This is a genomic window from Pseudomonas chlororaphis, assembly GCF_001921865.1.
Classification (GTDB): Bacteria; Pseudomonadota; Gammaproteobacteria; order Pseudomonadales; family Pseudomonadaceae; genus Aquipseudomonas; species Aquipseudomonas chlororaphis_D.
This window is the reverse complement of record NZ_MSCT01000005.1, coordinates 295,491-319,614: the sequence shown is the minus strand read 5'-3', so window position 1 is coordinate 319,614 and position 24,124 is coordinate 295,491. Positions and strand designations below refer to the sequence as shown.

Annotated in this window: 27 protein-coding genes; 12 read left to right on the top strand and 15 right to left on the bottom strand. The window is 64.2% G+C overall.

Features of this window, described 5'->3' with window-relative positions:
* Positions 1–8 precede the first annotated feature (8 nt).
* From BTN82_RS04375 to BTN82_RS04335, 9 genes are all read right to left on the bottom strand, one after another.
* Complete coding sequence (locus BTN82_RS04375; protein ID WP_075117938.1) at positions 9–2,546, bottom strand: LuxR C-terminal-related transcriptional regulator; 2,538 nt, start codon at positions 2,544–2,546, stop codon at positions 9–11.
* A 148-nt stretch (positions 2,547–2,694) separates the two neighbouring features.
* Positions 2,695–4,062, bottom strand: coding sequence for a DUF1329 domain-containing protein (locus BTN82_RS04370; protein WP_075117937.1), 1,368 nt, complete (start codon positions 4,060–4,062; stop codon positions 2,695–2,697).
* A 27-nt stretch (positions 4,063–4,089) separates the two neighbouring features.
* Positions 4,090–5,883, bottom strand: a complete 1,794-nt coding sequence (locus BTN82_RS04365) for a DUF1302 domain-containing protein (RefSeq protein ID WP_075117936.1) — start codon at positions 5,881–5,883, stop codon at positions 4,090–4,092.
* Positions 5,884–6,445: 562 nt separating this feature from the next.
* The gene (locus BTN82_RS04360) at positions 6,446–6,802 is read right to left on the bottom strand and encodes a hypothetical protein (RefSeq protein ID WP_075117935.1); all 357 of its coding nucleotides are present in this window, start codon (positions 6,800–6,802) and stop codon (positions 6,446–6,448) included.
* Between the two features lie 102 nt (positions 6,803–6,904).
* Complete coding sequence (locus tag BTN82_RS04355) at positions 6,905–7,816, bottom strand: SDR family oxidoreductase (RefSeq protein WP_075117934.1); 912 nt, start codon at positions 7,814–7,816, stop codon at positions 6,905–6,907.
* 173 nt (positions 7,817–7,989) lie between these two features.
* Positions 7,990–8,892, bottom strand: coding sequence for an alpha/beta fold hydrolase (locus BTN82_RS04350; protein WP_075117933.1), 903 nt, complete (start codon positions 8,890–8,892; stop codon positions 7,990–7,992).
* On the bottom strand, positions 8,892–9,674 hold the full coding sequence (locus BTN82_RS04345) for a class II aldolase/adducin family protein (protein WP_075117932.1): 783 nt from the start codon (positions 9,672–9,674) through the stop codon (positions 8,892–8,894). Before BTN82_RS04345 ends, BTN82_RS04350 begins: the two co-directional genes overlap by 1 nt.
* 154 nt (positions 9,675–9,828) lie before the next feature.
* Positions 9,829–10,515: an LrgB family protein gene (locus BTN82_RS04340; RefSeq protein ID WP_075117931.1), complete on the bottom strand. Its 687-nt coding sequence runs from the start codon at positions 10,513–10,515 to the stop codon at positions 9,829–9,831.
* Positions 10,505–10,891 carry a CidA/LrgA family protein gene (locus BTN82_RS04335; protein WP_075117930.1) on the bottom strand — a complete coding sequence of 129 codons (387 nt, stop codon included), beginning with the start codon at positions 10,889–10,891 and terminating at the stop codon, positions 10,505–10,507. The genes BTN82_RS04340 and BTN82_RS04335 overlap by 11 nt, the downstream gene beginning before the upstream one ends.
* 110 nt (positions 10,892–11,001) lie before the next feature.
* Here BTN82_RS04335 and BTN82_RS04330 point away from each other — a divergent pair, with 110 nt between their 5' ends.
* Positions 11,002–11,898: a LysR family transcriptional regulator gene (locus BTN82_RS04330; RefSeq protein ID WP_075117929.1), complete on the top strand. Its 897-nt coding sequence runs from the start codon at positions 11,002–11,004 to the stop codon at positions 11,896–11,898.
* Here BTN82_RS04330 and BTN82_RS04325 read toward each other — a convergent pair.
* Entirely contained in the window at positions 11,879–12,334 is a 456-nt protein-coding gene (locus BTN82_RS04325) for a flavodoxin (protein WP_075117928.1), read from the bottom strand. The two genes, BTN82_RS04330 and BTN82_RS04325, sit on opposite strands and share 20 nt — an antisense overlap.
* Before the next feature lie 155 nt (positions 12,335–12,489).
* On the opposite strand from BTN82_RS04325, the gene BTN82_RS04320 reads away from it, so the two are divergent.
* Positions 12,490–12,963 (top strand): PAS domain-containing protein, encoded by a 474-nt coding sequence (locus BTN82_RS04320; protein WP_075117927.1) that lies wholly within the window; start codon positions 12,490–12,492, stop codon positions 12,961–12,963.
* A gap of 55 nt (positions 12,964–13,018) precedes the next feature.
* Positions 13,019–13,624: a hypothetical protein gene (locus BTN82_RS04315; protein WP_075117926.1), complete on the top strand. Its 606-nt coding sequence runs from the start codon at positions 13,019–13,021 to the stop codon at positions 13,622–13,624.
* Between the two features lie 27 nt (positions 13,625–13,651).
* Here the strand turns inward: BTN82_RS04315 and BTN82_RS04310 are convergent, their stop codons facing one another.
* Positions 13,652–14,614: a MerR family transcriptional regulator gene (locus BTN82_RS04310; RefSeq protein WP_075117925.1), complete on the bottom strand. Its 963-nt coding sequence runs from the start codon at positions 14,612–14,614 to the stop codon at positions 13,652–13,654.
* Positions 14,615–14,829: 215 nt separating this feature from the next.
* On the opposite strand from BTN82_RS04310, the gene BTN82_RS04305 reads away from it, so the two are divergent.
* The 6 genes from BTN82_RS04305 to BTN82_RS04280 all read left to right on the top strand — a co-directional run bounded on the left by BTN82_RS04305 (position 14,830) and on the right by BTN82_RS04280 (position 17,875).
* Complete coding sequence (locus BTN82_RS04305) at positions 14,830–15,399, top strand: antibiotic biosynthesis monooxygenase (protein WP_075117924.1); 570 nt, start codon at positions 14,830–14,832, stop codon at positions 15,397–15,399.
* A gap of 87 nt (positions 15,400–15,486) precedes the next feature.
* Complete coding sequence (gene folM, locus BTN82_RS04300) at positions 15,487–16,197, top strand: dihydromonapterin reductase (RefSeq protein ID WP_075117923.1); 711 nt, start codon at positions 15,487–15,489, stop codon at positions 16,195–16,197.
* Between the two features lie 21 nt (positions 16,198–16,218).
* Entirely contained in the window at positions 16,219–16,779 is a 561-nt protein-coding gene (folE, locus tag BTN82_RS04295; RefSeq protein WP_075117922.1) for a GTP cyclohydrolase I FolE, read from the top strand.
* A 2-nt stretch (positions 16,780–16,781) separates the two neighbouring features.
* On the top strand, positions 16,782–17,153 hold the full coding sequence (gene folX, locus BTN82_RS04290) for a dihydroneopterin triphosphate 2'-epimerase (protein ID WP_007929829.1): 372 nt from the start codon (positions 16,782–16,784) through the stop codon (positions 17,151–17,153).
* A 94-nt stretch (positions 17,154–17,247) separates the two neighbouring features.
* On the top strand, positions 17,248–17,544 hold the full coding sequence (locus tag BTN82_RS04285; RefSeq protein WP_075117921.1) for a DUF1244 domain-containing protein: 297 nt from the start codon (positions 17,248–17,250) through the stop codon (positions 17,542–17,544).
* Positions 17,537–17,875 (top strand): HopJ type III effector protein, encoded by a 339-nt coding sequence (locus BTN82_RS04280; RefSeq protein WP_075117920.1) that lies wholly within the window; start codon positions 17,537–17,539, stop codon positions 17,873–17,875. The genes BTN82_RS04285 and BTN82_RS04280 overlap by 8 nt, the downstream gene beginning before the upstream one ends.
* A gap of 139 nt (positions 17,876–18,014) precedes the next feature.
* Here BTN82_RS04280 and trxB read toward each other — a convergent pair whose 3' ends face one another.
* Positions 18,015–18,977, bottom strand: coding sequence for a thioredoxin-disulfide reductase (gene trxB / locus BTN82_RS04275; RefSeq protein WP_075117919.1), 963 nt, complete (start codon positions 18,975–18,977; stop codon positions 18,015–18,017).
* A gap of 307 nt (positions 18,978–19,284) precedes the next feature.
* On the opposite strand from trxB, the gene cysZ reads away from it, so the two are divergent.
* Both cysZ and BTN82_RS04260 read left to right on the top strand, forming a co-directional pair.
* Positions 19,285–20,040, top strand: coding sequence for a sulfate transporter CysZ (gene cysZ, locus BTN82_RS04265; protein WP_075117918.1), 756 nt, complete (start codon positions 19,285–19,287; stop codon positions 20,038–20,040).
* A gap of 39 nt (positions 20,041–20,079) precedes the next feature.
* Positions 20,080–21,279 (top strand): glycosyltransferase family 4 protein, encoded by a 1,200-nt coding sequence (locus tag BTN82_RS04260; RefSeq protein ID WP_075117917.1) that lies wholly within the window; start codon positions 20,080–20,082, stop codon positions 21,277–21,279.
* An 80-nt stretch (positions 21,280–21,359) separates the two neighbouring features.
* On the opposite strand, the gene BTN82_RS04255 is transcribed toward BTN82_RS04260, so the two are convergent.
* The 3 genes from BTN82_RS04255 to BTN82_RS04245 all read right to left on the bottom strand — a co-directional run bounded on the left by BTN82_RS04255 (position 21,360) and on the right by BTN82_RS04245 (position 23,782).
* The gene (locus tag BTN82_RS04255; RefSeq protein ID WP_075117916.1) at positions 21,360–22,463 is read right to left on the bottom strand and encodes an NADH:flavin oxidoreductase; all 1,104 of its coding nucleotides are present in this window, start codon (positions 22,461–22,463) and stop codon (positions 21,360–21,362) included.
* Between the two features lie 215 nt (positions 22,464–22,678).
* On the bottom strand, positions 22,679–23,161 hold the full coding sequence (locus BTN82_RS04250) for a glutathione peroxidase (protein ID WP_075117915.1): 483 nt from the start codon (positions 23,159–23,161) through the stop codon (positions 22,679–22,681).
* Between the two features lie 135 nt (positions 23,162–23,296).
* Complete coding sequence (locus tag BTN82_RS04245; protein WP_075117914.1) at positions 23,297–23,782, bottom strand: peptidylprolyl isomerase; 486 nt, start codon at positions 23,780–23,782, stop codon at positions 23,297–23,299.
* Here BTN82_RS04245 and BTN82_RS04240 point away from each other — a divergent pair.
* The gene (locus tag BTN82_RS04240; protein WP_075117913.1) at positions 23,751–24,089 is read left to right on the top strand and encodes a DUF3565 domain-containing protein; all 339 of its coding nucleotides are present in this window, start codon (positions 23,751–23,753) and stop codon (positions 24,087–24,089) included. The genes BTN82_RS04245 and BTN82_RS04240 overlap by 32 nt on opposite strands.
* Positions 24,090–24,124: the final 35 nt, after the last annotated feature.

Here is a 24,124-nt window from a genome sequence, read left to right as displayed (position 1 = left end):
GGCCTGCGCTACATCAACCCCAATGCCTTGGCCTTGGCCACCGCCTGGGTACGGCGCTCCACATTGAGCTTGCTGTGAATGCGTCGCGCATGGGTCTTGACCGTGTGCAAGGAAATGAACAATTGCTCGGCGATCTGCTGATTGGAGCTGCCCAGGGCAATCAGCCGCAACACTTCCAACTCGCGCTGGCTCAGCGGGCCCTCGCCGTTTGCCGGCAGCGGCGCCTCGGGTTCCGTTCCCCCTGGCGCCTCCAGCATTGCCGGCTGGCGCAGACGCAGCTCGTGCAGCGGTTGTTGCAGGTTGCATCGCGCGCCCAATTCCACCCCCTCCCCCAGCGCCCGCGCGGACAATGTCCACTCGCCCAGCAAGTAGGCGACCTCGGCCAGGGCCAAGTGCAACTCGGTCTGCAAGCCCAGCATGCCCCGTTGCCGGGCCTGTTCCAGCAGGCGCTGCAAGGCCTCGACCGGGGCCTGGGCGCGGTGCAGGTAAACCTCGGCCAGCACCAGCAGGTATTCGACCCGCGGAATCAGTTCAAGGCTCGCCGGCGGCGCCTGCACCGCCTGGGGTCCGCGACAGTGGCGCAGCACCCGGCTCAAGGCTTCATGGGCCAGTTCCGGCCGCCCCTGCTGCAACCACAGGCTGCTGCTGACTTGCAGTAGCACGCCGCGGTACACCGAGTCGGGAATCTGCCGTTGTTGCATCAGCCGCTCGGCATCGCGCAGACACACGAAAGCCTGGGCGTAATCGCCCTGGTTGGCGGCCAGCAGCGCCTGGCCAAGAAACCCGTAGAGCACGCGTTTGTCCTGGCTCGGCAGGCACAGTTCGAGGCCGCGCTGAAAATGCTCGGCGGCCTGTTCGCCATAGCCCTGGCGCAATGCCAGGCGACCGCGGCGCAAGGCAATACGCCCGAGCAGGGGACTGGCTCGATTGCCCTGCCGACTCAATAACTCATGCACATGCGCCAACAGGCTCTCTGCCCGATGGGACGCCCCGCGCTGCTCCAGCAACTGGGCGTGATCCAACTCCAGCAACGCTTCGAACAGCAACGAATCCTGCGCCCGCGCCAGGCACAACGCCTCGCGGCTCAGGGCATGGGCCGCTTCCAGCTCGCCCCTGAGTAGGGCCTGCTGGGTCAGCCCCGAAAGGCACAGCAGGCGGATCGGCCAGGCACTGGCAGACAGCTCGGTGAGGGCCTCGAGAAAGTGCTCCCGCGCCGCCGCCATCTGCCCTTGCAGGTGCAACAGCCACCCCTGCTGCGCCTGCCAGCGCGCCACCAGTTGGCGCTGCGCGGAGGCCGAGGGTTGCGGGGCAAAACGCGCCAGCTGGTCAATGCCGTGCCGCGCCCGGTCGAAGCGCCCGGCGAACAGCAAGGCCGACGTCAACAAGCCCAGCAGTTGCGGGCTGGCGAACATCAGCTCGTCGCCCTGCTGCTCATGCAGGCGCAACAGCAACGCGACGTTCTCACGCTCGAACAAGTGCTCGATGCTGAAGTGCTGCAACAGGCTGGCCGCGACTTCGTGTTCCTGCGCCAGCAGCGCCTGCTCGAACGCCGCCTGCCAGTCTTCCCCGGCGGCGAACCACTGGCAGGCGCGACGATGCCAGGAACGCCCCGCCGGCCAGGGTTCGTCGCGCATCAACCGGGCCAGGGGCGCGAACACTTGCAGCCATTGCGGCGAGTCTTCCCAGGGCTCGATAAAGCAGCCCAGCTCCTGCAACTCCCGCAGGTATCGAGCGCCCTCCCCGGCACCGAACAGGTGCTCGCACAAGGGCGCATTGAAGCGCGGCAGGTGCGCCAGGACCTGCCAGACCTCGGTCAGCTCCGCCGGCAAGACACTGAACAGCTCGTGCTCGAGGTATTCCAGCAGGGTATTGGGCCGCCCCTGCTTGCACGGCACCGCGGCCAGGTCACTGCCTTCGAGCAAGGCGATGCGTACCCCCGCGCACCAGCCGGCGCTGCGCTGGAAAATCCGGCTGGCGGTATGGCTCGACAAGGCCTGCGGCAATTGCCGCAGCAACTGTTCGATGTCCGCCTGGGTGAAGGCCAGCTCGGGGCCCGCGTACTCGTAGAGCTGGTCGTCGAGCAGCAGCCGCGGCCAGTTGCATTGCGGCCGACGGCGACCGCCCAGCCACCAGGTCAGCGCCGGATTGTCGAGGGCCAGCAGGCGGTCGAGCAGCCCGTCCCACTGCGGCGCCGCCACCCGGCAGTAATCGTCGAGGAACAGCCAGGCAGGGCTCTGGATACGCGCCAGATACCCCAGCAACGCGGCCTCGCTCGCGTCTTGCAGACCCAGTACCCGCGCCAGCTCGGCGCACAATTGCCCGGGGGTCTGCACCGCGCCGGCCAGGGGCAGCCAGTACACCCGGCACTCGGCCGGCGCCTGCAACAGGCATTCGGCGAGCAGCGCGCTCTTGCCGCTGCCGGCGGGCGCGCACAGCAACTTGACCCGGGCCGTGGAGGCCAGAAGCGGCGCGCTCAGGCGGCTGCGGGACAGGTGATGGGACGACAGGCGGGGCAGGAATCCGGGACAGGGGAGCATGGCGGTCATGACAGCGGGCCTTTTTATCGTTTTAACCTGCGTGCCGCCACCCTAGCCCCGTCGCCGGCGCTTGTTGAGAAGTATTCAGCGCGCTGATTCGCGGCCATAAAAAAGGCGACCGATCGGTCGCCTTTTGCCAGCGTTTGTATCCGCAGCCTTACCGTACGCCCGCCGCGCGCAGCGCCGCCGGGGTGTAGTCGGCGGCCTTGGCGGCGAAGCCGAACTCGAAGCTGTGCTTCTCTTCGTTCTTCATCCCCAGGGCGATGTAGCGCCCGGCGATGATGTCGTACAGCGCTTCGAGGGTGTAGGCCGGCACCTGGTGGTTGTAATAGAACTGCGCATGCCCCTCGGCCACCCGCCACAGTTGGCCGCGCCCGTCGTAGTGGTCCACCAGGGCCACCTGCCAGCTGTCTTCGTCGATGTACATATGGCGCTTGGCGTAGATATGCCGCTCGCTCGGCTTGACCGTGCCAACCACTTCCCAGACCCGGTGCAGCTCGTAGCGGGTCAGGTCCTGGTTGATATGCCCGGCCTTGATGATGTCGTCGTACTTGAGGCTCGGCGAATCCAGCTTGTAGGCGTTGTAGGGGATGTACATCTCCTTCTTGCCCACCAGCTTCCAGTCGTAGCGGTCCGGCGCGCCGGAGAACATGTCGAAGTTGTCCGAGGTGCGCAAGCCGTCGGCGGCGGTGCCCGGCCCGTCGTAGGCCACTTGCGGGGCGCGGCGTACCCGGCGCTGGCCAGCGTTGTAGATCCACGCCAGGCGCGGCTCCTTCACCTGGTCGAGGGTTTCGTGCACCAGCAGCACGTTGCCGGCCAGGCGCGCCGGAGCGGTCACCGACTGCTTGAAGAAGGTCAGCACGTTGGCGCCTTTTTCCGGGTCCATGTCCGGGATCTGCTGCGGCACAGCCACCTCTTCCTCGAAGCGGATCGGCGTGTAGCTGCCGTTGGTCTGCGGGGTCGCCTGGGTGATGATGCGCCGCAGGTTACCGCCGTGATAACGGGTGATGTGGTTCCACAGCACCTCCACGCCATTCTTCGGAATCGGGAAGGCGTAGTAGCGGTTGCCGGTGAAATTGGCCAGGCCGTTGCCGTCGTTGATCGAGGTGACGTTCAACGCGCTGCGCTTGGCCGACTCGTAGATTTCCGGCGGCAGGCCGACGGTGCGATGGGTCGGGTAGACCGGGATCTTGTAGGTGTCGGGGTAGCGCTTGAACATCGCCACCTGGCCGTCGGACAGTTTGTCCTTGTACTTGTCGACAGTGGCCGCGGTGATGGTGAACAGCGGCTTTTCATTGGCGAACGGGTCGGCGAGGAAGCCCTTGGCATCCTCGGCCCCGGCGTTCTTGCCGATGCCGCCGGTCCAGGCCGGGATCGAGCCGTCGGCGTTGCCGGCCTTCTCGGCGCCCAGCGGGGTCAGGCTGGTGCCGAGCTTGTCCGCTTCCTGCGGGGTGACCGCCGCCATCACGTTGACCGCCAGCAGGGTCAAGGCCAGGGCGCCGCATTGCAAAAGAGTCTTGCGCATAAGGTTATCCATCCTGTCGAGGCTTGATCAGAAGTTCACGCCGAAGCTCAACGCGAGGAAGTCGCGGTCTTTGAGGGTGTTGTAGTCGCCGCCGAAAAAATCGGTGTAACTGAGGCTGGCGGTGTAGGTGTTGCGGTAGTCGGCGTCGACCCCGAGGCTCACCGCCTTGGCGCCCTCGTTGAACAAGCCGTTGGGCCCATAGCCGTTGACGTCGTGGGACCAGGACAGGTTGGGCTTGAGGTTGATCCCGGCGATCACGTTGTTGTAATCGAGGATCGCCCGCGCGCGGTACCCCCAGGACATCGGCGTGACGAAGCCATCGGTATCGCCGCCGTAGCCATATTGGCCATAGACCGAATCGCGGCCGTAGCGCAGCTTGCTCTTGGACTCCAGGCCGCCAACCCGCACGATCGCCGCCTCGCCCACCAGGGTCAGGCGATCGGCCCCCAGCACCTGATCGAAGAACTGGGTCAGGGTGCTCTGGATCTGGGTGATTTCCTTGCGCCGGTAACCAGTGTTGTCGGCGCCCGCGCTGGTCTGGACCGGCGAAGCGGCGCCGCCGGCGATCGGGTTGACCAGGGCCAGGGTCAGGTCGTTGGTGTTGACCTGCACCGGGGCGTTGGGCCGGTAGCTGATCTCGCCGGTCCAGGCGGTGCCGGTGGGCAAGGTGGTGGAGAAACTGGCGCCGTACAAGCGGATGTCTTCCGGGTATTCGAGGTAGTACTGGCCACGGCCGAGCATCACGCTCTGGGCCAGGGCCGCACCGGTGCCCGGGGCGATGCGGTTGGCGGTGCTGACGATCCCCGGGATGCTCGCCAGGGTACTGCTGCCGGCGGTGATGGTGCCGACCGTCGGGGTCCGCGAGTGGTAGTTCATGAAGTACAGGCCGTACTCGGTGTCGTCGCCCAGCCAGCGCAAGGCCGTGCCCCACTGCCCGGAGTCGCGGGCGTCGCGGTCGCCGGCGCGGCCGATCACCACGCCTTCGGGGGCCACGGTGAAGCCCTGGCCGAACGCCGCGGCAATCGGTTGCAGCGGCCGGATCGCCGGGCTGCCGACGGTGTAGCCGCTGGTGCAGCCGTCCGCTACCACGTCGTTGCCGAAGAAGGTGCCGCAGTTGTCGACCACGGTCTGGTCCCACTCCAGCTGGTAGAAACCTTCCACGGTCAATTGGTCGGTCAGGCCCTGGGAGGCGAACAGCATGTTCACCGGGATCAGGCCTTCCTTGATCTCCGCGCCGGGGCGGCGGAACGCCGAGACGTCGATCGGGTTGATACTGTTGATCGAGTTGCCGATGAAGGTGCTTTCGCCCCAACTGACCACCTGCTTGCCGACGCGCACGGTGCCCGGCAAGTCGGCGATGGAATAGTTGTGATAGATGAAGGCGTCGAGGATCTGCCCGCCGGACGACTTGGCGCCCTCCTTGCGGTTGTGGTCGCTGATGGGCTTGAACTCGCGGTCCTCGTCCTTGAGCTCGAAGTCGTACCAGTACTTGCCGCGCACGAACACACCGGTGTCGCCGTATTTCAGTTCGAGGTCGTGGATGCCCTTGAAGATCTTCGAGAAGGTCTCGCCCTTCTTGAAGTTCAGGCGCCCGTCGTCGCCGGTGGAGGACTGCCCGCGACCGCCGTTGGCCACACCCACCAGATCCTTGTCGGCGTCGCGCATGCCCCAGCTGGCGCCGATGGACAGCGACGAATCGAACTGCCCCTCGATTTCCCCGATGTTGAACGAAACGGCCTGTGCCTGGGCACAGCACCCCAAGGCCACCGCGACGGCCAGCGCCCGCGGTTTGAAGATGGCGCGCATTGTTGTTTTTGTCATGCGTCTTCCCCGGTGAGTGACAGAAGGCCTCACCCTACTGCCGGCGCACAGGAGCGATAAGCGCACCAAGGAGGTATTCGCGTTGTCGCCCGAAAGGATGAATGCCCTCGTCGGCCGGGCCTTTGCGCAACGCATCGACGGGCTGGATGGACGGGTATCAGGTGGATGGATTGCACCGTTGCGGTGCATGCCCGTCCGGCGCGCACCACTGTTGCCCAAGCTGTAACAGTCCTTGTCCCGAATCGCTATTTTTCCCAGGTCCAGCAGGCCTTATTCTGGCCTCGCTCTCACGGCAAACAGCCACGCAGAGTCGCCCAGAGGTGTGATCGCGCCGCCTTGGGGGCAAGAGGATTGAGAAGGTTTGAAGCAACGATATTCAGATCTTCGGCACGTGTTCACTGACGTTGATTTGTTGCTCCTTGATCTAACGTCTTCCTTCGGCCGCTGCTTTGCAGCGGCCTTTTTTATGCCCGGTGCTTTCTGCAAGAGCGAGCGTGCTCGCGATCAGCGGTGTGTCAGGCGAAACCCTATCGCGAGCAAGCTCGCTCCTACAGGGTGCCTGTCAGCCTTTGCGTTCGTCGGGATCGAAGTGAAAACGATGCAGCAGGCGATGGGCCACCGGGGTCAGGATCAGGCCGAAGGCGGCGACGAACACCAGGTTGGTATAGAGGCCGTAGCTGGCGAAAAACAGCTTGCCCCCCGCCGTCTCCGGCATGGCCGCCGGGCCGATCCCGCCAAGCACCATCGCGGCGTTGAACAGCGCCTCGTCCCAGCCCACGCCCGGCTCGAAATACAGGTGCCCGGCGATCCCCAGCAGCAACGAGACGCCCACCAGTGCCAGGGTGGCGAGGACGTGCAAAAACAGGCGACGTAGAAACAGCAGCCGCGACAACAGCGGCTGGGTCCTGGATTCGTACATGAGCGGCGCTTCCTTATGCGGTCGATGTGCATCGAGCATAGTGACCAACGCATCAGGAGTACAACCGCGCAGACCGCGGTTGCAGGCGGGCGAGCGGGCGCCTCAGATCGCGTATTGCTGCAGGTTCTGCATCATCTCTTTCAAGGCTTCGATGTTGTCCTTGGGGTGCGCCGCGCCTTCGAAGTCGCAGATCTGCTGCCAGTGCGCGGCGACGTCTTCCGGGGAGAAACCGGCGCGCGGGTCGAAGCCCAGGCCCAGGCTGCGCTCCCAGCGTACCTTGCCCATCCAGCCGCCGCCGACCTCGAACAGGCCGGAGGTCTCCTGGCAGTTTTCGCTGCCCAGGTACACCACCAGCGGGCTGACCAGTTCCGGCTTGAGCTGCTCGAACACCTGGGGCGGAATCAGCCCTTCGGTCATCCGCGTGCCGCCGGTCGGCGCGATGGCGTTGACCAGGATGTTGTTCTTGCGCCCTTCGAGGGCCAGGGTCCGGGTCAGGCCGTAGAGGCCGAGCTTGGCCATGCCGTAGTTGGACTGGCCGAAGTTGCCGTAGATACCGGAGGTGGACGCGGTGAAGATCACCCGGCCATAACCCTGCTCGCGCAGGTGCGGCCATGCAGCGCGGGTCACCTTGTAGGCGCCTTCGACGTGGACGCGGTACACCAGGTCCCAGTCGGCGTCTTCCATTTTGTGGAAGGTCTTGTCGCGCAGGATGCCGGCGTTGTTCACCACCACATCCACCCGGCCGAAGGCATCCAGGGCGTTCTGTACGATCTTGTCGCCGTCGGTCACCGAATCGTGGTTGGCCTCGGCGATGCCGCCGGCCTCGCGGATCTGCGCCACCACCCGGTCCGCCGCCGAGGCATTGGCGCCCTCGCCCTGGGCCGAGCCGCCCAGGTCGTTGACCAGCACCTTCGCCCCGTGTTTGGCGAACAACAATGCGTGAGCCCGCCCCAGACCGCCGCCGGCACCGGTGACGATCACGACTTTATTCTCGAAGCGCACAGACTCACTCATACCGAACTCCCACAGGCCAGATGGACAATAGGCCCGAGTGTCAGGCACGCGGCTTACGGTCACAATAAATACGGCTGGGGCTGAATGGTGCGCAATAAGGCAGGGGGATGATCGACGCTTGTTCGTCCGGCGCAAGCCAGGGCCGGGTTGGCCAAGGACCGCGCCGGGTTATTTCAGGAGCAGGCCACCTTCTGCGGCGGCAACTCCAGGTTCTCGCGAAAGGCCAGGTAATGCTGGAGCACCTGGACCGGGGCCTCGGTCTGCGGATAATGGCCGATGCCGGCCAGCAGCACGGTGTCCGGGTCGGGAATCAGCTGGCAGTAACGCTCGACCATGTGCGCCCCGGAAATCGGGTCCACCGCGCCGTCGATCACCCGCAGCGGCACCTCGCCGCGCTGCATCGCCGCCACCCAGCGATCGCGCTGCACGCGGCGCTCGGGGATATAGCCGATCAGCTTGTGCAGGATCCGCGGGCCGTTATTGGCCTCCACCAGGCTCCAGAAATCGTCCAGCGCGCTTTCGCTGGGCCGGGTCTGCGGGCCGAAGATCTGGCTGAAGCTCTTCGCCAGGCCCTCGCGGCTGAACGCCCGGCCGAGCATCCAGCCCAGCGGGCTGAGCAGCAGCTTCTGCATCAGCACCGGCCGATGGGTTTCCGGAAACAACCCGCCGTTGAGGAAGACACAACTGGCGATGTCGCAGCGGTCTTCGTAGTGCCGGGCGAGCAGCTCCTGGGCGACGCTGTCGCCATAGTCGTGGGCCAGCAGATGCACGGGCGCGTTCACCCCCAGGTGTTCGAGCAAGGCCTGCTGCAGGTCCGCCTGTTCCAGCAGGCTGTAGCGGTGGTTGCGCGGTTTGGACGAGTCGCCGAAGCCGAGCATGTCGCAGGCGATCACCCGGTAACGCTGGGCCAGGGGTTGCCACAGGTAATGCCAGTCCCAGGAGGCGGTGGGAAAACCGTGGATCAGCAGCAGCGGCTCGCCCTGCCCCGTGGTCCAATAGCGAATGGTCTGGCCGCGAAACTCGAAGTCATGCCCGCGCTTGCGCCATACACACAGAGGAATCTCGGTGATAGGCATCAGAGTTTATAACCCGCGTCTTGTTTATCGAGTTTGCGCAGCAGCGCCGGCCAGGCCAGTGCGCCGCCCATGCCCTGGGCGCTCTTGGTGACCCCGGCGATCATCGCCTTGGCCCCGGCCAGGATCTGCGGCTCGATGGCGATCAGTTGCGCCGCGCCGTTCTGCGCCAGCACCTGGATATCGCAGGCACGCTGGAAAGTGAACATCATCAGGAAGGTATCGGCGATGGTGCCGCCACACGTCAGCAACCCGTGGTTGTGCAGCATCAGGAAATTGTTCTCGCCCAGGTCGGCTTGCAGCCGGGCTTTTTCCTCGTGGTTCAGGGCCACACCCTCATAGGCGTGATAAGCCAGGCTCGAGAGCACGAACAACGACTGCTGGCTGATCGGCAACACCCCCTGCCGTTGCGCCGACACCGCGACCCCGGCCGCGGTATGGGTGTGCAACACGCAGGCCACATCGTGGCGCACCTCGTGCACGGCACTGTGGATGGTGTAGCCGGCGGGGTTGATCTCGTAGGGGCTGTCCATCAGTTTATTGCCGGCCTGGTCGACCTTCACCAGGCTGGACGCGGTGATCTCATGGAACATCAGGCCGAACGGATTGATCAGGAAGTCTTCGGTGCCAGGGACCTTGGCGGAAATATGGGTAAAGATCAGATCGTCCCAGCCATGCATCGCCACCAGGCGATAACAGGCGGCCAGGTCGACGCGGGTCTGCCATTCGGCAGCGCTGACCTGGTCTTTCACACTCGATGTCGACGGAACAGAGGATAGGCTCACGGCGATGACCTCAGTGACGGCAGTTTTTATTATGTTTTTCGGACGTGGGGGTCAGTCTAGTCAGCCGCTCGGGTTCAGGTAGTTGCCTTGGCAGCCAGCTTACTGACCGAGCGGGTCAGTGCTTATTTTAGTTCCAATCGGTACAAGTCAACCGTCAAAGCAACGACGCCAATAAAGGCGCGGCGAACAGGTTCAGCAGGCCAGTGAGCACCATCACCAGGCCGGCCACGGAGCCCTCTTCGCCGCCCACTTCATGGGCCCGGCTGACCCCGGCGCCGTGGGCCCCGACCCCGAACAGCGCGCCGCGGGCCAGGGCACTGCGCAGCGGCAGCCACTTGAGCAGGACGCCGCCGAGCATGGCGCCGAACACCCCGGTGAACATCACGAACACCGCCGTCAGCTCGGGCACGCCGCCCAGGTCCTGGGCCAGCGGCATGGCGAACGGGGTGGTGATCGAACGCGGCACCAGGGACATCGTCACCGAGCTGTCCAGGGCCAGCCCCCGCGCCAGCGCGAAGGAACTGGCGATAGACGCAGCGCTGCCCGCCAGCATGCCCAGGAGCAAGGCCGACCAATGGCGTACCAACAACTGGCGCTGTTGCCAGATCGGCACCGCGAAAGCCACGGTGACCGGCCCCAAAACCAGCATCAGCCAATGGGTGTTGGCGGAGTATTCGGCATAGGCGGTGTGCAACGGCACGGCGATCGCCAGCAGCAGGGCCGGCACCAGGATCAGCGGCGACAGCAGGTAGCGCCCCGTGCGCCGGTAGAGCCAGCGGCTGAACAGATAGGCCGCGAGCGTCAGCGCCAGCCAGAACACTGGCATGGGCTCAAGCGTCATGGCGCATCCTCCAGCGGCACACCCCTTCCACGGTGAACGCGGTGACCAGCATCACCGTCAGCGTACTGACGCCGATCACCAGCAGGATGCGCCAGCCGTCCTGGCGTAGCAGGCCGCCATAATCGAGCAGGCTCATCAGCGCCGGAATGAAGAACAGCAACATCTCGGCCATCAGCAGCCCCGCCCCCGTTTGCAGCATCGCCGGCTTGACCCAGCCCAGGGCGAACGCCAGCAGCAACAGCGCCAGCCCGATCACCCCGCCGGGAATCGGCCATGCCAGCCAGGCGGCCAACTGGCAGCCGAACAGATAAATAGCCAGCAGCACCGCCAGTTCGGATAACAGGCGGCCCAGGTATTTGAAGGTGGAAGCGTTCATGGAATTCGGTCCTCGCAGGCCTGCATTTTAAGCAGGCGCCTACCATCACCGAAGCGAATTGTTAGACTGGAAGCCATTCCATAATGGAATCAACCTCGGGAATCCATGGCATGGACTTCAAACAGCTGCGCAGTTTTGTCGAAGTGATTCACCAGGGCGGCTTCACCCAGGCCGCCAAGACCCTGCATATCAGCCAATCGGCGGTCAGCAAGCAGATTGCCCAGCTGGAACAGAGCCTGGGCACGCCGCTGCTGGACCGCCAGGGTTCGCACATTCACCTGACCGCCGCCGGCGTCGTGGTGCTGCAACGCGCCGAAGGCATGCTGCGCCTGCGCAACGAGCTGCTCAGCGAACTGGACGACCTCAGCCAGCTGGCCCGCGGCGAACTGCGCCTGGGCCTGCCCTTGCTGGGCAGCGATACGTTGTTCGCCAGCCTGTTCGCCGAATACCGCCGGCGCTACCCGAACATCAGCGTGCAACTGCTCGAAGGCGGCAGCCTGAATATCGAGCAGGCGGTGCTCAACGGCGAACTGGAGATCGGCGGCAGCCTGACGCCCAAGGACCCGGCCTTCGCCTACCAGCCCTTTTGCGACGAACCGCTGGACGTGCTGCTGCCCACCGAGCATCCGCTGGCGACCCACACCCAGGTGCGCCTGGAACAACTGGCGGACACCCCGTTCCTGCTCTATCAACGCAGCTTTGTGCTCAACGACCGGCTATTACAGGCGTGCCAGCAAGCGGGGTTCACGCCGAAGGAAGGCGGGCGCAGCGGCCAGGCGGACTTTCTCGTCGCCCTGGTGGCCGCCGGGCAAGGCGTGGTGCTGTTGCCCAGCGTGGTGGCGCGCGGCCTGGTGCGGCCCGGCGTGGTACGCCTGACGCTGCAGGCCCCCGACTATCTGCGCTGGGACATCGCCTTCATCTGGCGTCAGGGCGCCTACCTGTCCAAGGCCGCGCAAGCCTGGCTGGCGTTGCTGCGCGAGCGTCCGGTCAGCCGCGCAGGGCGCTGACCAGTTCGCCCAGCCAGGGCTCGGCGTCGGTTTCCGGGGTCACGCTTTCGCTGGCGTCCAGGCGCAACATCGGCAGCACTTCACGCACGCCCAGTTCGGCGAACAGCTCGCGTATCTGCTCGCCGCCGCCACAGAAGGTGTCGCCATAACTGGAGTCGCCCAGGCCGATCACCGCGCCAGGCAAACCGCGCCAGGCCGCCGGCAACTGGTCGCGCAGGGTCGAGAACAGTGGCAGCAGGTTGTCCGGCAGCTCGCCCATGCCGGTGGTCGAGGTCACGGCCAGAAAGGCTTCGGGGCCGAACGCCTGGAAGTCTTCCAGGGTGGCGCGAGGGTTGTGCCAGGCCTCGAAACCTGCGGCATTGAGGAGCTTGGCGGCGTGCCGGGCGACTTCTTCGGCCGTGCCGTACACCGAGCCGGAAAGGATGGCGACTTTCATCAATCTGATCCTGAAGCTGAGTAAAAGAGTGGGATATTAGCAGCTACGCGATAAAATCCTGCGTCAGGGTGAAATTTACCCATAATGGCCAGTAGACAGCTCCGCGCCATGACATAAAATTGCCGCCACCTGCCGATCGATTGCGGAAGCCGCCGATGATCAATGCCCACTTGCTGCAACTGGTGATCAACGCCTCCAACGACGGGATTGTCGTCGCCGAGCAGGAAGGCGAAGACAACATCATCATTTACGTCAACCCGGCATTCGAACGGCTCACCGGCTACAGCGCCGACGAGGTGCTTTACCAGGACTGCCGCTTTCTCCAGTCGGGCGACCGCGACCAGCCGGGGCTGGCGGCGATTCGCCAGGCCCTGGGCAGCGGCCGGCCGTGCCGCCAGGTACTGCGCAACTACCGCAAGGACGGCAGTCATTTCTGGAACGAGTTGTCGATCACCCCGGTGTTCAACGAAAGCGACCAGTTGACGTATTTCGTCGGTGTGCAGAAAGATGTGACGGCCCAGGTCAAGGCCCAGCAAAAGCTGGCGCAGGTGGAAAAGGAACTGGCCGAAACCCGCGCGGAACTCGCCGTTTTCCAGGCGACGAGCGGCGCTAACAAGATGCAGAATTAGTTGTCAGTACGCTTAATCACCAATGATTTCGTAACCTTTTCTTTCGAGCCGAATCATGCGCCGTGACGCTCTTCTCACCCAGGATGAACTGGACTTCATCCAGACCATGCAGCACAACCCGCAACTCAATGTGCGGGATGCGACGTCGAGCCTGCTGGTCAACGGGGGGTCGCAGATCCGCGACCTGCTCACCCGCCTGGCGGCCAACGAGCAGGTGACGATCCAGGCGCATTTTGAAAACCAGCAGATGACCTTTCCCCTGCACCTGGTGGAAGACGAGTTCCATGCGCTGCACCTGCGCCTGGGCGTGCCGAGTATTTTCGAGGACGGGCCGCGGGTCCGGCCGTGGCGCCTGACGCTGGATGAGCCGGTGGCGCTGGAAAACACCAGGGGCCAGCCCACCCAACTGTGGGTCCATGAGGTTTCGTTCAACGGCCTGTTGCTGGAGATCCGCAACCACACCAAACCGCCGAAGCAGTTCGCCCAGTGGTTCAGCCCTTCGGGTTACGAACGCATCGCCCTGCGCGGCCGGTTCGAACGCCAGACCGATGCCGGCTTCTATGCCTATCGGTTGAACCAGAGCGACCAGGACGAAACCGAACGCCTGCGCCAGTTCATTCTCCAGCAGCACCGCCTGACTCACCCCAACCTGCACGTCTGAGGCGCGGCGCTCTTCCTGGGCAGCGGCTCAGGTATCGAGCGTGCCGCTGAGAAACTGGCGCAGGCGCTGCATCATCAAACGCCCGTCGTTCCCCAGGCAGCCCACGGGCGATGCGTTCAGGCTGTCCTGGGCCAGTTCGGCGACATCCCCCGCCAGCAGCAGCGGACAATCCAGGGTCATCGCCAAACGGTTCAAGCGGCGCGGCAACTCCGTCGCCGGGGCATGGTTGGAAAACAGCACCAGCGCCTGGGGCTTGATCTTCTCGCAGACCAGGGTCAGTTCGTCGAACGGCTGCCCCGGCGCCAGGACTCTGACCTCCACCTCGGCGCTGCCCAGCATCAGCGCCGCCACCAGCAGTTCCAGCTCCCGGCCTTGCCCGGCCAGCGCCGCCAGCAGCACCGGGCGCGCCTGGCCAGCGCCGCGTTGCAACAGCAAGCGCTGCAAGATGCGCACACGCAGGAAATGGTCGAAGAACAGCCATTCGCTGGCGTGGCCGTAAGACTCCTGCTGCTGCGCCAGCTGCTTCCAGAACGGCATGAGAATGTCCTGGAACACCACCGCCAGCGGATAGCTGGAGAAGATCTGGCCGTACAGCCGCTCCAGGTGCGGCTCGTCGAACTCGCCGATCGCCCGCTTGAGCTGCCCTTGCCACTGCCGGTAGTCGCCCGGCTCGCTGGCGCCGATCGTCAGGGGCGGCGCCTCGCGGGCCGCCCGGGTCTTGGCGATGATCTTGCCGACCTTGCTCACCGCGACCCCGCGGTCGATCCAGCCGAGGATCTCGCGGACCGTCTCGACATCGAGCATCGAATACAGGCGATGCCCGCTTTCGGTGCGCGTCGGCTGGATCAACCCATAACGACGCTCCCAGGCCCGCAGGGTCACCGGGTTGATGCCCGTCAATCGTGAAACTTCCCGAATCGGAAACAGATCGTCCTGCGAGGGGTCGTCGAGGGGCTGTGTCGAGCAGGAAAGTTCAGTAATGACGGGCATCTGGGCGGCAAACACCGGTGGATGAAGTGGCGCTCATTGTACCCCCCATCGATGACACTTCTTCAATACGCGGGCGAATCGACCGCTGCCTCTGGTGTATTTGTCACAATCAGGAATAATCCTTGCTTGCTTGCACGACACAGCCCATCACCCCGGCGCTGCGTCCGGCGTCCGGCCTTACCCAGGCCACGCGTTTGGTTTTACGGAGATACATAATGTCTACCTCACCCGTCACCCTGATGGTTGCTCGGCGCGTCGCCGACGGCCGTTACCAGGACCTGATCGCATGGCTGCGCGAAGGCGAACAACTGGCCACCGACTTCCCCGGTTACCTGGGTTCCGGCGTGCTCGCCCCGCCGCCTGACGACAACGAATTCCAGATCATCTTCCGCTTCGCCGACGAGCAGACCCTGCACGTCTGGGAACACTCCGCCTCGCGCACCGCCTGGCTGGCCCGCGGCAGCGACCTGTTCGCCCACCCCCACGAACATCGGGTCAGCGGTATCGACGGCTGGTTCGGCGCGGCCGGCCAGCGCCCGCCGCGCTGGAAGCAGGCGGTAGCCATCTGGCTGGCGTTCTTCCCGGTGTCGCTGATCTTCAACTTTGTCCTCAGCCCGTTGCTGGGCGAGCTCAGCCTGCTGCCGCGCGTGCTGGTCAGCACCCTGGCCCTGACGCCGCTGATGGTCTACTGGTTCATTCCGCTGTCCACCCACCTGTTGTCCGGTTGGCTGAACAGCACGCCGGCGCGTCCGCTGCCGGCGGTGTCTTCTGCGCAGAATTATTGACCCCCGCGATTAACGATTACCCGGTCTGACACGCATAGCGCCGCGCCCGCTGGTATAGTTTTGCTCTACCCGCGACGCGAGCCGTTCATGACTACTTCCCCCGCCCCGATCCTGATCACCGGCGCCGGCCAGCGCGTCGGCCTGCATTGCGCGCTGCGGCTGCTGGAAGAAGGGCATCGGGTCATCGTCAGCTATCGCACCGAACGCCCCGGCGTCGAGACCTTGCGCGAGCGCGGCGCGCTGACGCTGTTCGGCGACTTTTCCAGCGAGGCCGGGATCCTGGCCTTCATCGCCCAGTTGCGCAGCCATACCGACAGCCTGCGAGCGATCGTGCACAACGCCTCGCAGTGGCTGGAAGAAACGCCGGGCCAGGAAAGCGTGGCCTTCGCCGACATGTTCAGCGTGCACATGCTCGCGCCCTACCTGATCAACCTGCATTGCGCCGAGCTGCTGCGGCGTTCCAGCCCCGCCGACATCGTGCATATCGGCGACGATGTCACCCGCAAGGGCAGCAGCAAGCACATTGCCTATTGCGCCACCAAGGCCGGCCTCAACAGCCTGACCCTGTCCTTCGCGGCCAAATATGCGCCCACGATCAAGGTCAACGGCATCGCCCCGGCTCTGTTAATGTTCAACCCCGACGACGACGCGGCATACCGCGCCAAGGCCCTGGCCAAATCCGCCCTGGGCATCGAGCCCGGTTGCGAGGTGGTCTACCAGAGCCTGCGTTATCTGCTCGACAACCCTTATGTCACCGGCACTACCCTGACCGTCAACGGCGGGCGGCACCTCAAGTAAGGCTTCCCGCGAGGACGTTGCATGACTCTTTCCCTGCCCCAGCATTACCGCGAGATCCTCAAGGGTCTCGGTGAAGACCCCGAGCGCGAGGGCCTGCTCGACACCCCGCAACGCGCGGCCAAGGCCATGCAGTACCTATGTCATGGCTACAGCCAGTCGCTGGACGAGGTGGTCAATGGCGCGCTGTTCGCCTCCGACAACGATGAAATGGTCATAGTCGCCGACATCGAACTCTATTCCCTGTGCGAACATCACCTGCTGCCCTTCATCGGCAAGGCCCATGTGGCTTATATTCCCACCGGCAAGGTGCTGGGCCTGTCGAAGATCGCGCGTATCGTCGACATGTTCGCCCGGCGCCTGCAGATCCAGGAAAGCCTCACGCGGGAAATCGCCGATGCGGTGCAGCAGGTGACCCGGGCCGCCGGCGTCGCGGTGGTCATCGAAGCCCGGCACATGTGCATGATGATGCGCGGTGTCGAGAAGCAGAACTCGACCATGCACACCTCGGTGATGCTCGGGGCCTTTCGCGACTCGAGCACCACCCGCCAGGAATTCCTGCAATTGATCGGACGGAGCAAGTAGCAATGCCACAACTTCAGCCAGGAATGGCTCGCATCCGGGTCAAGGACCTGTGCCTGCGGACCTTCATCGGAATCAACGAGGACGAGATCCTCAACAAGCAGGATGTGCTGATCAACCTGACCATCCTGTACGCCGCGCAGGAAGCCGTGCGCGACAACGACATCGACCATGCGCTGAACTACCGCACCATCACCAAGGCGATCATCGCCCACGTGGAAGGCAACCGCTTCGCCCTGCTCGAGCGCCTGACCCAGGAAATCCTCGACCTGATCATGGCCAACGAATCGGTGCTGTACGCCGAGGTCGAGGTCGACAAACCCCATGCCCTGCGTTTCGCCGAGTCGGTGTCGATAACGCTTGCAGCGAGCCGCTAGCTACAAGCGGCAAGCTTCAAGCTGTAAACTTCCAGCCACCGCAATCCATCTTGCAGCTTGAAGCTTGCCGCTTGAAGCTGTCTCAGAGAGACCTATGACTCCCCAACAACGCCTGGAACTCGAAGCCGCCGCCTTCCGCCGCCTGGTCGCGCACCTGGACAGCCGCAAGGACGTGCAGAACATCGACCTGATGAACCTCGCCGGCTTCTGCCGCAACTGCCTGTCCAAGTGGTACAAGGCCGAGGCCGACGAGCGCCAGATCGAGGTCAGCCTCGATGACGCCCGCGAAGTGGTGTACGGCATGCCCTACGCCGAGTGGAAGCATCTCTACCAGAAAGAAGCCAGCGCCGAACAGCAAGCGGCGTTCGCCAAAGGAAAACCCCATGACTGACCTGAACACCCTGCGCGCCAGCCTCAAGAGCGGCGAGCACGTTTTCGCCGACACCCTGGCCTTTGTCGCCGCCGGCTACGACTACCAGCCCCAGGCCTTCGTCAACGGCGGCGTAGAAAACGCCGCCGGGCAGAACGAAGGCTCGTGCAAGACCCTGGGCCTGGCGTTGCTGGAAGGCTTGAGCGACGAAGAAACACTGCTGGCGTTCGGCGAGCATTACCGCTCGGTGCTGGCGACCCCTGAAGGCAGCGACCACGGCAATATCCGCGCGCTGATCGCCCATGGCCTGGCGGGCGTGAAGTTTGCCGCCCAGCCGCTGGCTCGGCGCTGATTGAAAGACCCGATCGCGAGCGAGCTCGCTCCTACAAGGACTGCACATCCCCCTGTAGGAACGAGCTTGCTCGCGATAGCGGTCCCAAGGTCGCCCCATAAAAAAACCGGCTTGCGCCGGTTTTTTCATTTCAACGGTTTCAGAACGAAGCGTTCTGCAGGCCGTCCAGGTAACGCTCGGTGTCCAGGGCGGCCATGCAGCCGGCGCCGGCCGAGGTGATGGCCTGACGGTACACGTGGTCGGCCACGTCGCCGGCGGCGAAGATCCCTTCGACGCTGGTCGCGGTGGCGTTGCCTTCACGACCGCCCTGCACCACCAGGTAACCGTCTTTCAAGGTCAGCTGGCCTTCGAACAGCGAAGTGTTCGGGGTATGGCCGATGGCGATGAACACGCCGTCGACCTTGATTTCGTCGAAGCTGCCGTCGTTGTTCTTCAGGCGCGCGCCGGTGACGCCCATGTTGTCGCCCAGGACTTCGTCCAGGTTCGCGTTCAGCTTCAGCTCGATCTTGCCTTCGGCCACGCGGGCGTTGAGCTTGTCGATCAGGATCTTCTCGGCGCGGAAGGTCTCGCGACGGTGGATCAGGGTGACCTTGCTGGCGATGTTAGCCAGGTACAGGGCTTCCTCGACAGCGGTGTTGCCGCCGCCGACCACAGCCACCGGCTTGTTGCGATAGAAGAAACCGTCGCAGGTCGCGCAGGCCGATACGCCTTTGCCCATGAACGCTTCTTCCGAAGGCAGGCCCAGATAGCGGGCGCTGGCGCCGGTGGCGATGATCAGCGCGTCGCAGGTGTAGGTCGCGCTGTCGCCGGTCAGGGTGTAAGGCTTGGCGGCGAAGTCCACGGCATTGATGTGATCGAAGACGATTTCGGTTTCGAAACGCTCGGCGTGCTCGCGCATGCGTTCCATCAGCGCCGGGCCGGTCAGGCCGTGGACATCGCCCGGCCAGTTGTCGACTTCGGTGGTGGTGGTCAGCTGGCCGCCGGCCTGCATGCCGGTGATCAGCAGCGGCTTCAGGTTGGCGCGGGCGGCGTAGACCGCGGCGCTGTAACCGGCAGGGCCGGAACCGAGAATAATCACACGCGAATGACGTACATCAGACATGACTCACTCCTATCGACCGGCCCGGACAACTGGCGCGGAACGCCGGGTTGCCGGCTGGAATAAAAAAGGACAGCGAAAGCACTTGGGGAAGGCTTCGGATTCGCCGTCCAAAAAATAATGGGTGCAGCGTATAGAGGGGGCGAAGATTAAGGAAATACGGTTTAACAATCCAGCTCATAGGTGGTCTCTATCCCGTATCGGCGTATTTACCGGCGCCTTTGTTACAGTTGATGTCGACCTTGCGACCGCGCTTTCGCCTGTGGGGCAAAGCCGGTAAGGTCGGCGCGTTTCCACCTTGGAGCCTCTTATGCCCGCCCCCGTCCTGTCTGGCCCGCAATACCTGCGCGAAGGCCTCAAGCTGGTGCTCAGCCCCGGCCTGCGCCTGTTCGTCCTGTTACCGCTGGTCATCAACCTGGTGCTGTTCGTCGGATTGATCTATTTCGCCGGCCATCAGTTCAGCTTGTGGGTCGATGCCCTGATGCCGTCCCTGCCGGATTGGCTGAGTTTTCTCGGTTACATCCTCTGGCCGCTGTTCGTGGTGCTGGTGCTGCTGATGGTGTTTTTCACCTTCACCATGCTAGCCAATGTAATCGCCGCCCCCTTCAACGGCTTTCTCGCGGAAAAGGTCGAAGTGGTGGTGCGCGGCACCGACGACTTCCCACCCTTCAGCTGGGGCGAACTGGTCGCCATGATCCCGCGCACCCTGGCTCGGGAAATGCGCAAGCTGGGCTACTTCCTGCCGCGGGCCATCGGCCTGTTCATCCTGTCGTTCATTCCGGTGGTGAACCTGGTCGCCGCGCCGCTGTGGCTGCTGTTCGGGGTGTGGATGATGGCGATCCAGTACATCGACTACCCGGCGGACAACCACAAGCTGGGCTGGAACGAGATGCTCGCCTGGCTGCGGGAAAAGCGCTGGCAGAGCATGAGCTTCGGCGGGATCGTCTACCTGGTGCTGCTGATCCCAGTGGTCAACATTCTGATGATGCCGGCCGCCGTGGCCGGGGCGACGCTGTTCTGGGTGCGCGAACGCGGCGCGGAAAACCTGGTGACCCGCCAGGGCTGACGGGTCACAAATCCATCACTGCAACGTCACAATGACGACATGGCCTCGGCTGACACTGAGGCCATGACGACAGCTCTGCATATCACCCTGATCACCGAGACCTTCCCACCGGAAATCAATGGCGTGGCCAATACCCTTGGCCGCCTGTGCGACGGTTTGCGCGCCCGCGGCCATCAGGTGGAGCTGATTCGCCCGCGCCAGGGCAGCGATCAGAGCCGGGTCAGCGACGACGGCCTGCTGCTGTGCCGGGGCTGGCCGCTGCCGGGTTATCCGGGGCTGCAATGGGGCCAGTCGTCGATGCACAAGCTGCTGCGCCGCTGGAAACGCCAGCGCCCGGACGTGCTGTACATCGCCACCGAGGGCCCGTTGGGACTGTCCGCGCTGCGGGCGGCACGGCGCCTGGGGATCTCCGTGGTCAGCGGCTTCCACACCAATTTCCAGCAGTACTCCAGCCAGTACGGCCTGGGGTTGCTGACGCGCCTGCTGACCCATTACCTGCGCTGGTTCCATAACCGCTCCAAGCTGACCCTGGTGCCCAGCGCCAGCCAGCGCCTGGAACTGGAACGGCGTAATTTCGAGCGCCTGGCCCTGCTGTCGCGCGGCGTCGACAGCCAATTGTTCCACCCGGCCAAGCGCCTCGGCGAGTTGCGGGAAAGCTGGGGCCTGCGCAGCGACGACATCGCGGTGATTCATGTCGGGCGCCTGGCGCCGGAAAAAAACCTCGGCCTGCTCAAGCGTTGCTTCGAGCAGTTGCAACGCACTTATCCACAACAGCCGATGAAATTGATCGTGGTCGGCGACGGCCCGCAACGCGCCGAGCTGCAAAAGGAGCTGCCGGATGCCGTGTTCTGCGGCTCGCAACGTGGCGAAGCGCTGGCCAGCCACTATGCGTCGGGGGATCTGTTCCTGTTCCCCAGCCTGACCGAAACCTTCGGCAACGTGGTCCTGGAGGCCCTGGCTTCGGGGCTGGCCGTGGTGGCTTACGACCAGGCCGCGGCGGCCCAGCACATTCGCCATGGCTACAACGGCGTGCTGGCGATGCCGGGGGACGAAAGTGCGTTTTGCGACGCGACCAACTGGCTGCTGGAAGAGCCCGAGACCTTGCGCCGGGTACGCCTCAATGCCCGCCAGCATGCCAGCCGCCAGGGCTGGGCGGCGATCATCGAGCAGTTCGAGACCCAGTTGCGCGGCGCCTGCACGGAAGCAACGGCGGCGCCCGAGGGGCGGTTGTTGCCTTGATAAAAACATCGCGAGCAAGCTCGCTCCTACATGATTCACGTGACCTGTAGGAGCGAGCTTGCTCGCGATCGATTTACCGCTTAAACCAGCGTCATCAACGCCTCACGACTGAACGGCAGGATGTCCTGCTCGCGGCCTTCACGCACCTTCTGCGCCCAGTCCGGGTCCACCAGCAACGCGCGGCCTACCGCCACCAGGTCGAACTCATCGTTGTTCAGGCGCTCCAGGAGTTTTTCCAGGCTCGCCGGCTGCGCCACCTTGTCGGTGTTGACCATGAATTGCAGGAACTCGCCGTCGAGGCCGACGCTGCCCACGGTGATGGTCGGCTTGCCGGTGAGCTGGCGGGTCCAGCCGGCCAGGTTCAGTTCGGAACCCTCGAACTCCGGCTCCCAGAAACGTCGGGTCGAGCAGTGGAAAATATCCACGCCGGCGTCCGCCAGCGGCTTGAGGAACTCGCCCAAGGCCTCCGGGGTGTGTACCAGGCGCGCGCTGTAGTCCTGCTGTTTCCACTGCGAGAAGCGGAAGATGATCGGGAAGCCTGGGCCCACCGCGGTGCGCACGGCCTGGATCAGCTCGATGGCAAAGCGCGAGCGCTGGGCCAGGGTGCCGCCGTACTCGTCGGTGCGCTGGTTGCTGCCTTCCCAGAAGAACTGGTCGACCAGGTAACCGTGGGCCCCGTGGATCTCCACGCCGTCCATGCCAATGCTCTGCGCATCCTTGGCGGCCTGGGCGAAGGCGGCGATCACTTCGCGGATATCGTCCTGGGTCATGCCGTGGACCACCACCTGGCCGTCCTTGAGTTTTTCCGACGGACCGTAGCCCGGCACGCTGGCGTCCGGCTCGGTACCCAGGCGGCGCACATTGCCCACATGCCACAGTTGCGGAACGATCTTGCCGCCTTCGGCGTGCACCGCATCCACCACCTTCTTCCAGCCGGCCAGGGCAGCCTCGCCGTAGAAACGCGGCACGTTCGGGTAACCGTTGGAAGCCTTGTGCCCGACCGTGGTGCCTTCGGTGATAATCAGCCCGACGCCGGCCGCGGCACGGCGACGGTAGTACTCGATGACTTTCGAGTTCGGCACGCCGCCCGGGGAAAACGAGCGGGTCATCGGCGCCATCACCACACGGGTCGACAGCTCCAGGGCACCCAGCTGAAAGGGTTTGAACAAAGCTTGAACAGGCATGTTGTACTCCAGGGCAGACAGTCTGAATCGCGGGAATCACAGGGAGGCGGCACGTCGAGCGAGCGCGCCGACGACCTTATGATGGCGATAATATTCTGTCCCCAGAGTAACGCCCAGCACTATTGATCAGGGTGATTAAGGTGCCAAAGCGCAGGGATACGAGGTTGCGCGAACGCGCGGTAAACCGGCCGGGCAAGAGCGCCCGGCGTGCAGATTCAGCTCAAGGCTTTCTCGATGGCCTGGATCACGGACGGATCGTCAGGCGCGGTGCGCGGCGAAAAACGCGCCAGGACACGGCCATCCTTGCCCAGCAGGAACTTCTCGAAATTCCAGGTGATGTCGCCCGGAAATTCCGCACCCTCGCCCGCCAGCAGACGGTACAGCTGATGGCGCTCAGGACCGTTCACCTCGAGCTTGCTGCTCAAGGGAAAGGTCACGCCGTAGTTGAGGCTGCAGAACGCCTGGATCTCCTGCTCGGAGCCTGGCTCCTGCCCGGCGAACTGGTTGCACGGCAGGCCCAGAACGCTGAAACCCTGGCCCTTGTACTGCTGGTAGAGGTTCTCCAGCGCCGCGTACTGTGGTGTCAAACCACACTTGGAGGCGACGTTGACCACCAGCACGACGTGCCCCTTGAAGGGCGCGAGCGGTAGCTCCTGACCATCCAGGGCTTTCAATTTAAGGTCGTGAAAAGCACTCATGACGAACTCCAGATTCCCGTGTTCTTGCAGAAAACAGCCCCTCGACAGTACCGTCTGTTGCCCGGCAAGAAAAGCCGCGGACTAAAAAGGCGCCCGCAGGCGCCTCTCCAGTCAAACTTGAGCTTAGCGCAGAAATCAGTGGTGATGGCCACCTTCGCCATGGACGTGGCCATGGGCGATTTCTTCCTGGCTGGCGTCACGGATATCGATGACCTTGACCTTGAAGTTCAGGCGCTGGCCGGCCAACGGGTGGTTGCCGTCGACGGTCACGTCGTCGCCGTCCAGGTCGCGGATGGTGACGATCTGCATCTGACCATCGGGAGCGGAAGCGTGGAACTGCATGCCCACTTCCAGTTCGTCGACGCCTTCGAACATGCTGCGGCTCAGGGTGCTGACCAGTTCGGCAGCGTACTCGCCGTAGGCATCTTCCGGTTCAACGGCAACGCTCAGCTCGTCGCCGACGTTCTTGCCTTCCAGGGCTTTTTCCAGGCCCGGGATGATGTTCCCTGCGCCATGCAGGTAGACCAGCGGCGCGCCGCCGGCGGAGCTGTCGATGACCTCACCGGCGTCGTTGGTCAGGGTATAGTCGATGGAGACAGCCTTATTGGCGGCGATCAGCATGGGGCGAGACCTTTTGCATAAGAATGAAGAATGCGCAAGTTTAGCGAAGCAATCGCCCGAAAGCGAACGGAACCCAGACAAACGGAACGCCACGCCAGGCGCGACGATCACCGGCTTTCATCAAGACGAAGAGGGTCACTGGGTCGCCGAGCTGTCCTGCGGCCATACCCAGCACCTGCGCCACCAACCGCCCTGGCAATCCCGGGCCTGGGTCCTGGACCCGCGCCGGCGCGCGGAAAAAATAGGCCATCCCTTCGCCTGCGGCTGGTGCGCTCAAGGCTCGGTTAGCGATAATCTTGGCGCCTGAATTTCCGGTGGAGCGCCACACATAGGCAGCCCGCC

Coding starts and splice junctions, on each gene's coding strand:
- trxB (WP_075117919.1), bottom strand. CDS start 18,977: ATGTCTGATGTACGTCATTCGCGTGTGATTATTCTCGGTTCCGGCCCT.
- BTN82_RS04360 (WP_075117935.1), bottom strand. CDS start 6,802: ATGTACGAATCCAGGACCCAGCCGCTGTTGTCGCGGCTGCTGTTTCTA.
- BTN82_RS04350 (WP_075117933.1), bottom strand. CDS start 8,892: ATGCCTATCACCGAGATTCCTCTGTGTGTATGGCGCAAGCGCGGGCAT.
- cysZ (WP_075117918.1), top strand. CDS start 19,285: ATGCCCGCCCCCGTCCTGTCTGGCCCGCAATACCTGCGCGAAGGCCTC.
- BTN82_RS04255 (WP_075117916.1), bottom strand. CDS start 22,463: ATGCCTGTTCAAGCTTTGTTCAAACCCTTTCAGCTGGGTGCCCTGGAG.
- BTN82_RS04285 (WP_075117921.1), top strand. CDS start 17,248: ATGACTCCCCAACAACGCCTGGAACTCGAAGCCGCCGCCTTCCGCCGC.
- BTN82_RS04305 (WP_075117924.1), top strand. CDS start 14,830: ATGTCTACCTCACCCGTCACCCTGATGGTTGCTCGGCGCGTCGCCGAC.
- BTN82_RS04320 (WP_075117927.1), top strand. CDS start 12,490: ATGATCAATGCCCACTTGCTGCAACTGGTGATCAACGCCTCCAACGAC.
- folX (WP_007929829.1), top strand. CDS start 16,782: ATGCCACAACTTCAGCCAGGAATGGCTCGCATCCGGGTCAAGGACCTG.
- BTN82_RS04310 (WP_075117925.1), bottom strand. CDS start 14,614: ATGCCCGTCATTACTGAACTTTCCTGCTCGACACAGCCCCTCGACGAC.
- BTN82_RS04340 (WP_075117931.1), bottom strand. CDS start 10,515: ATGACGCTTGAGCCCATGCCAGTGTTCTGGCTGGCGCTGACGCTCGCG.
- BTN82_RS04250 (WP_075117915.1), bottom strand. CDS start 23,161: ATGAGTGCTTTTCACGACCTTAAATTGAAAGCCCTGGATGGTCAGGAG.
- BTN82_RS04260 (WP_075117917.1), top strand. CDS start 20,080: ATGGCCTCGGCTGACACTGAGGCCATGACGACAGCTCTGCATATCACC.
- BTN82_RS04245 (WP_075117914.1), bottom strand. CDS start 23,782: ATGCTGATCGCCGCCAATAAGGCTGTCTCCATCGACTATACCCTGACC.
- folE (WP_075117922.1), top strand. CDS start 16,219: ATGACTCTTTCCCTGCCCCAGCATTACCGCGAGATCCTCAAGGGTCTC.
- BTN82_RS04330 (WP_075117929.1), top strand. CDS start 11,002: ATGGACTTCAAACAGCTGCGCAGTTTTGTCGAAGTGATTCACCAGGGC.
- BTN82_RS04240 (WP_075117913.1), top strand. CDS start 23,751: ATGGAGACAGCCTTATTGGCGGCGATCAGCATGGGGCGAGACCTTTTG.
- folM (WP_075117923.1), top strand. CDS start 15,487: ATGACTACTTCCCCCGCCCCGATCCTGATCACCGGCGCCGGCCAGCGC.
- BTN82_RS04280 (WP_075117920.1), top strand. CDS start 17,537: ATGACTGACCTGAACACCCTGCGCGCCAGCCTCAAGAGCGGCGAGCAC.
- BTN82_RS04370 (WP_075117937.1), bottom strand. CDS start 4,062: ATGCGCAAGACTCTTTTGCAATGCGGCGCCCTGGCCTTGACCCTGCTG.
- BTN82_RS04375 (WP_075117938.1), bottom strand. CDS start 2,546: ATGACCGCCATGCTCCCCTGTCCCGGATTCCTGCCCCGCCTGTCGTCC.
- BTN82_RS04335 (WP_075117930.1), bottom strand. CDS start 10,891: ATGAACGCTTCCACCTTCAAATACCTGGGCCGCCTGTTATCCGAACTG.
- BTN82_RS04355 (WP_075117934.1), bottom strand. CDS start 7,816: ATGAGTGAGTCTGTGCGCTTCGAGAATAAAGTCGTGATCGTCACCGGT.
- BTN82_RS04315 (WP_075117926.1), top strand. CDS start 13,019: ATGCGCCGTGACGCTCTTCTCACCCAGGATGAACTGGACTTCATCCAG.
- BTN82_RS04365 (WP_075117936.1), bottom strand. CDS start 5,883: ATGACAAAAACAACAATGCGCGCCATCTTCAAACCGCGGGCGCTGGCC.
- BTN82_RS04325 (WP_075117928.1), bottom strand. CDS start 12,334: ATGAAAGTCGCCATCCTTTCCGGCTCGGTGTACGGCACGGCCGAAGAA.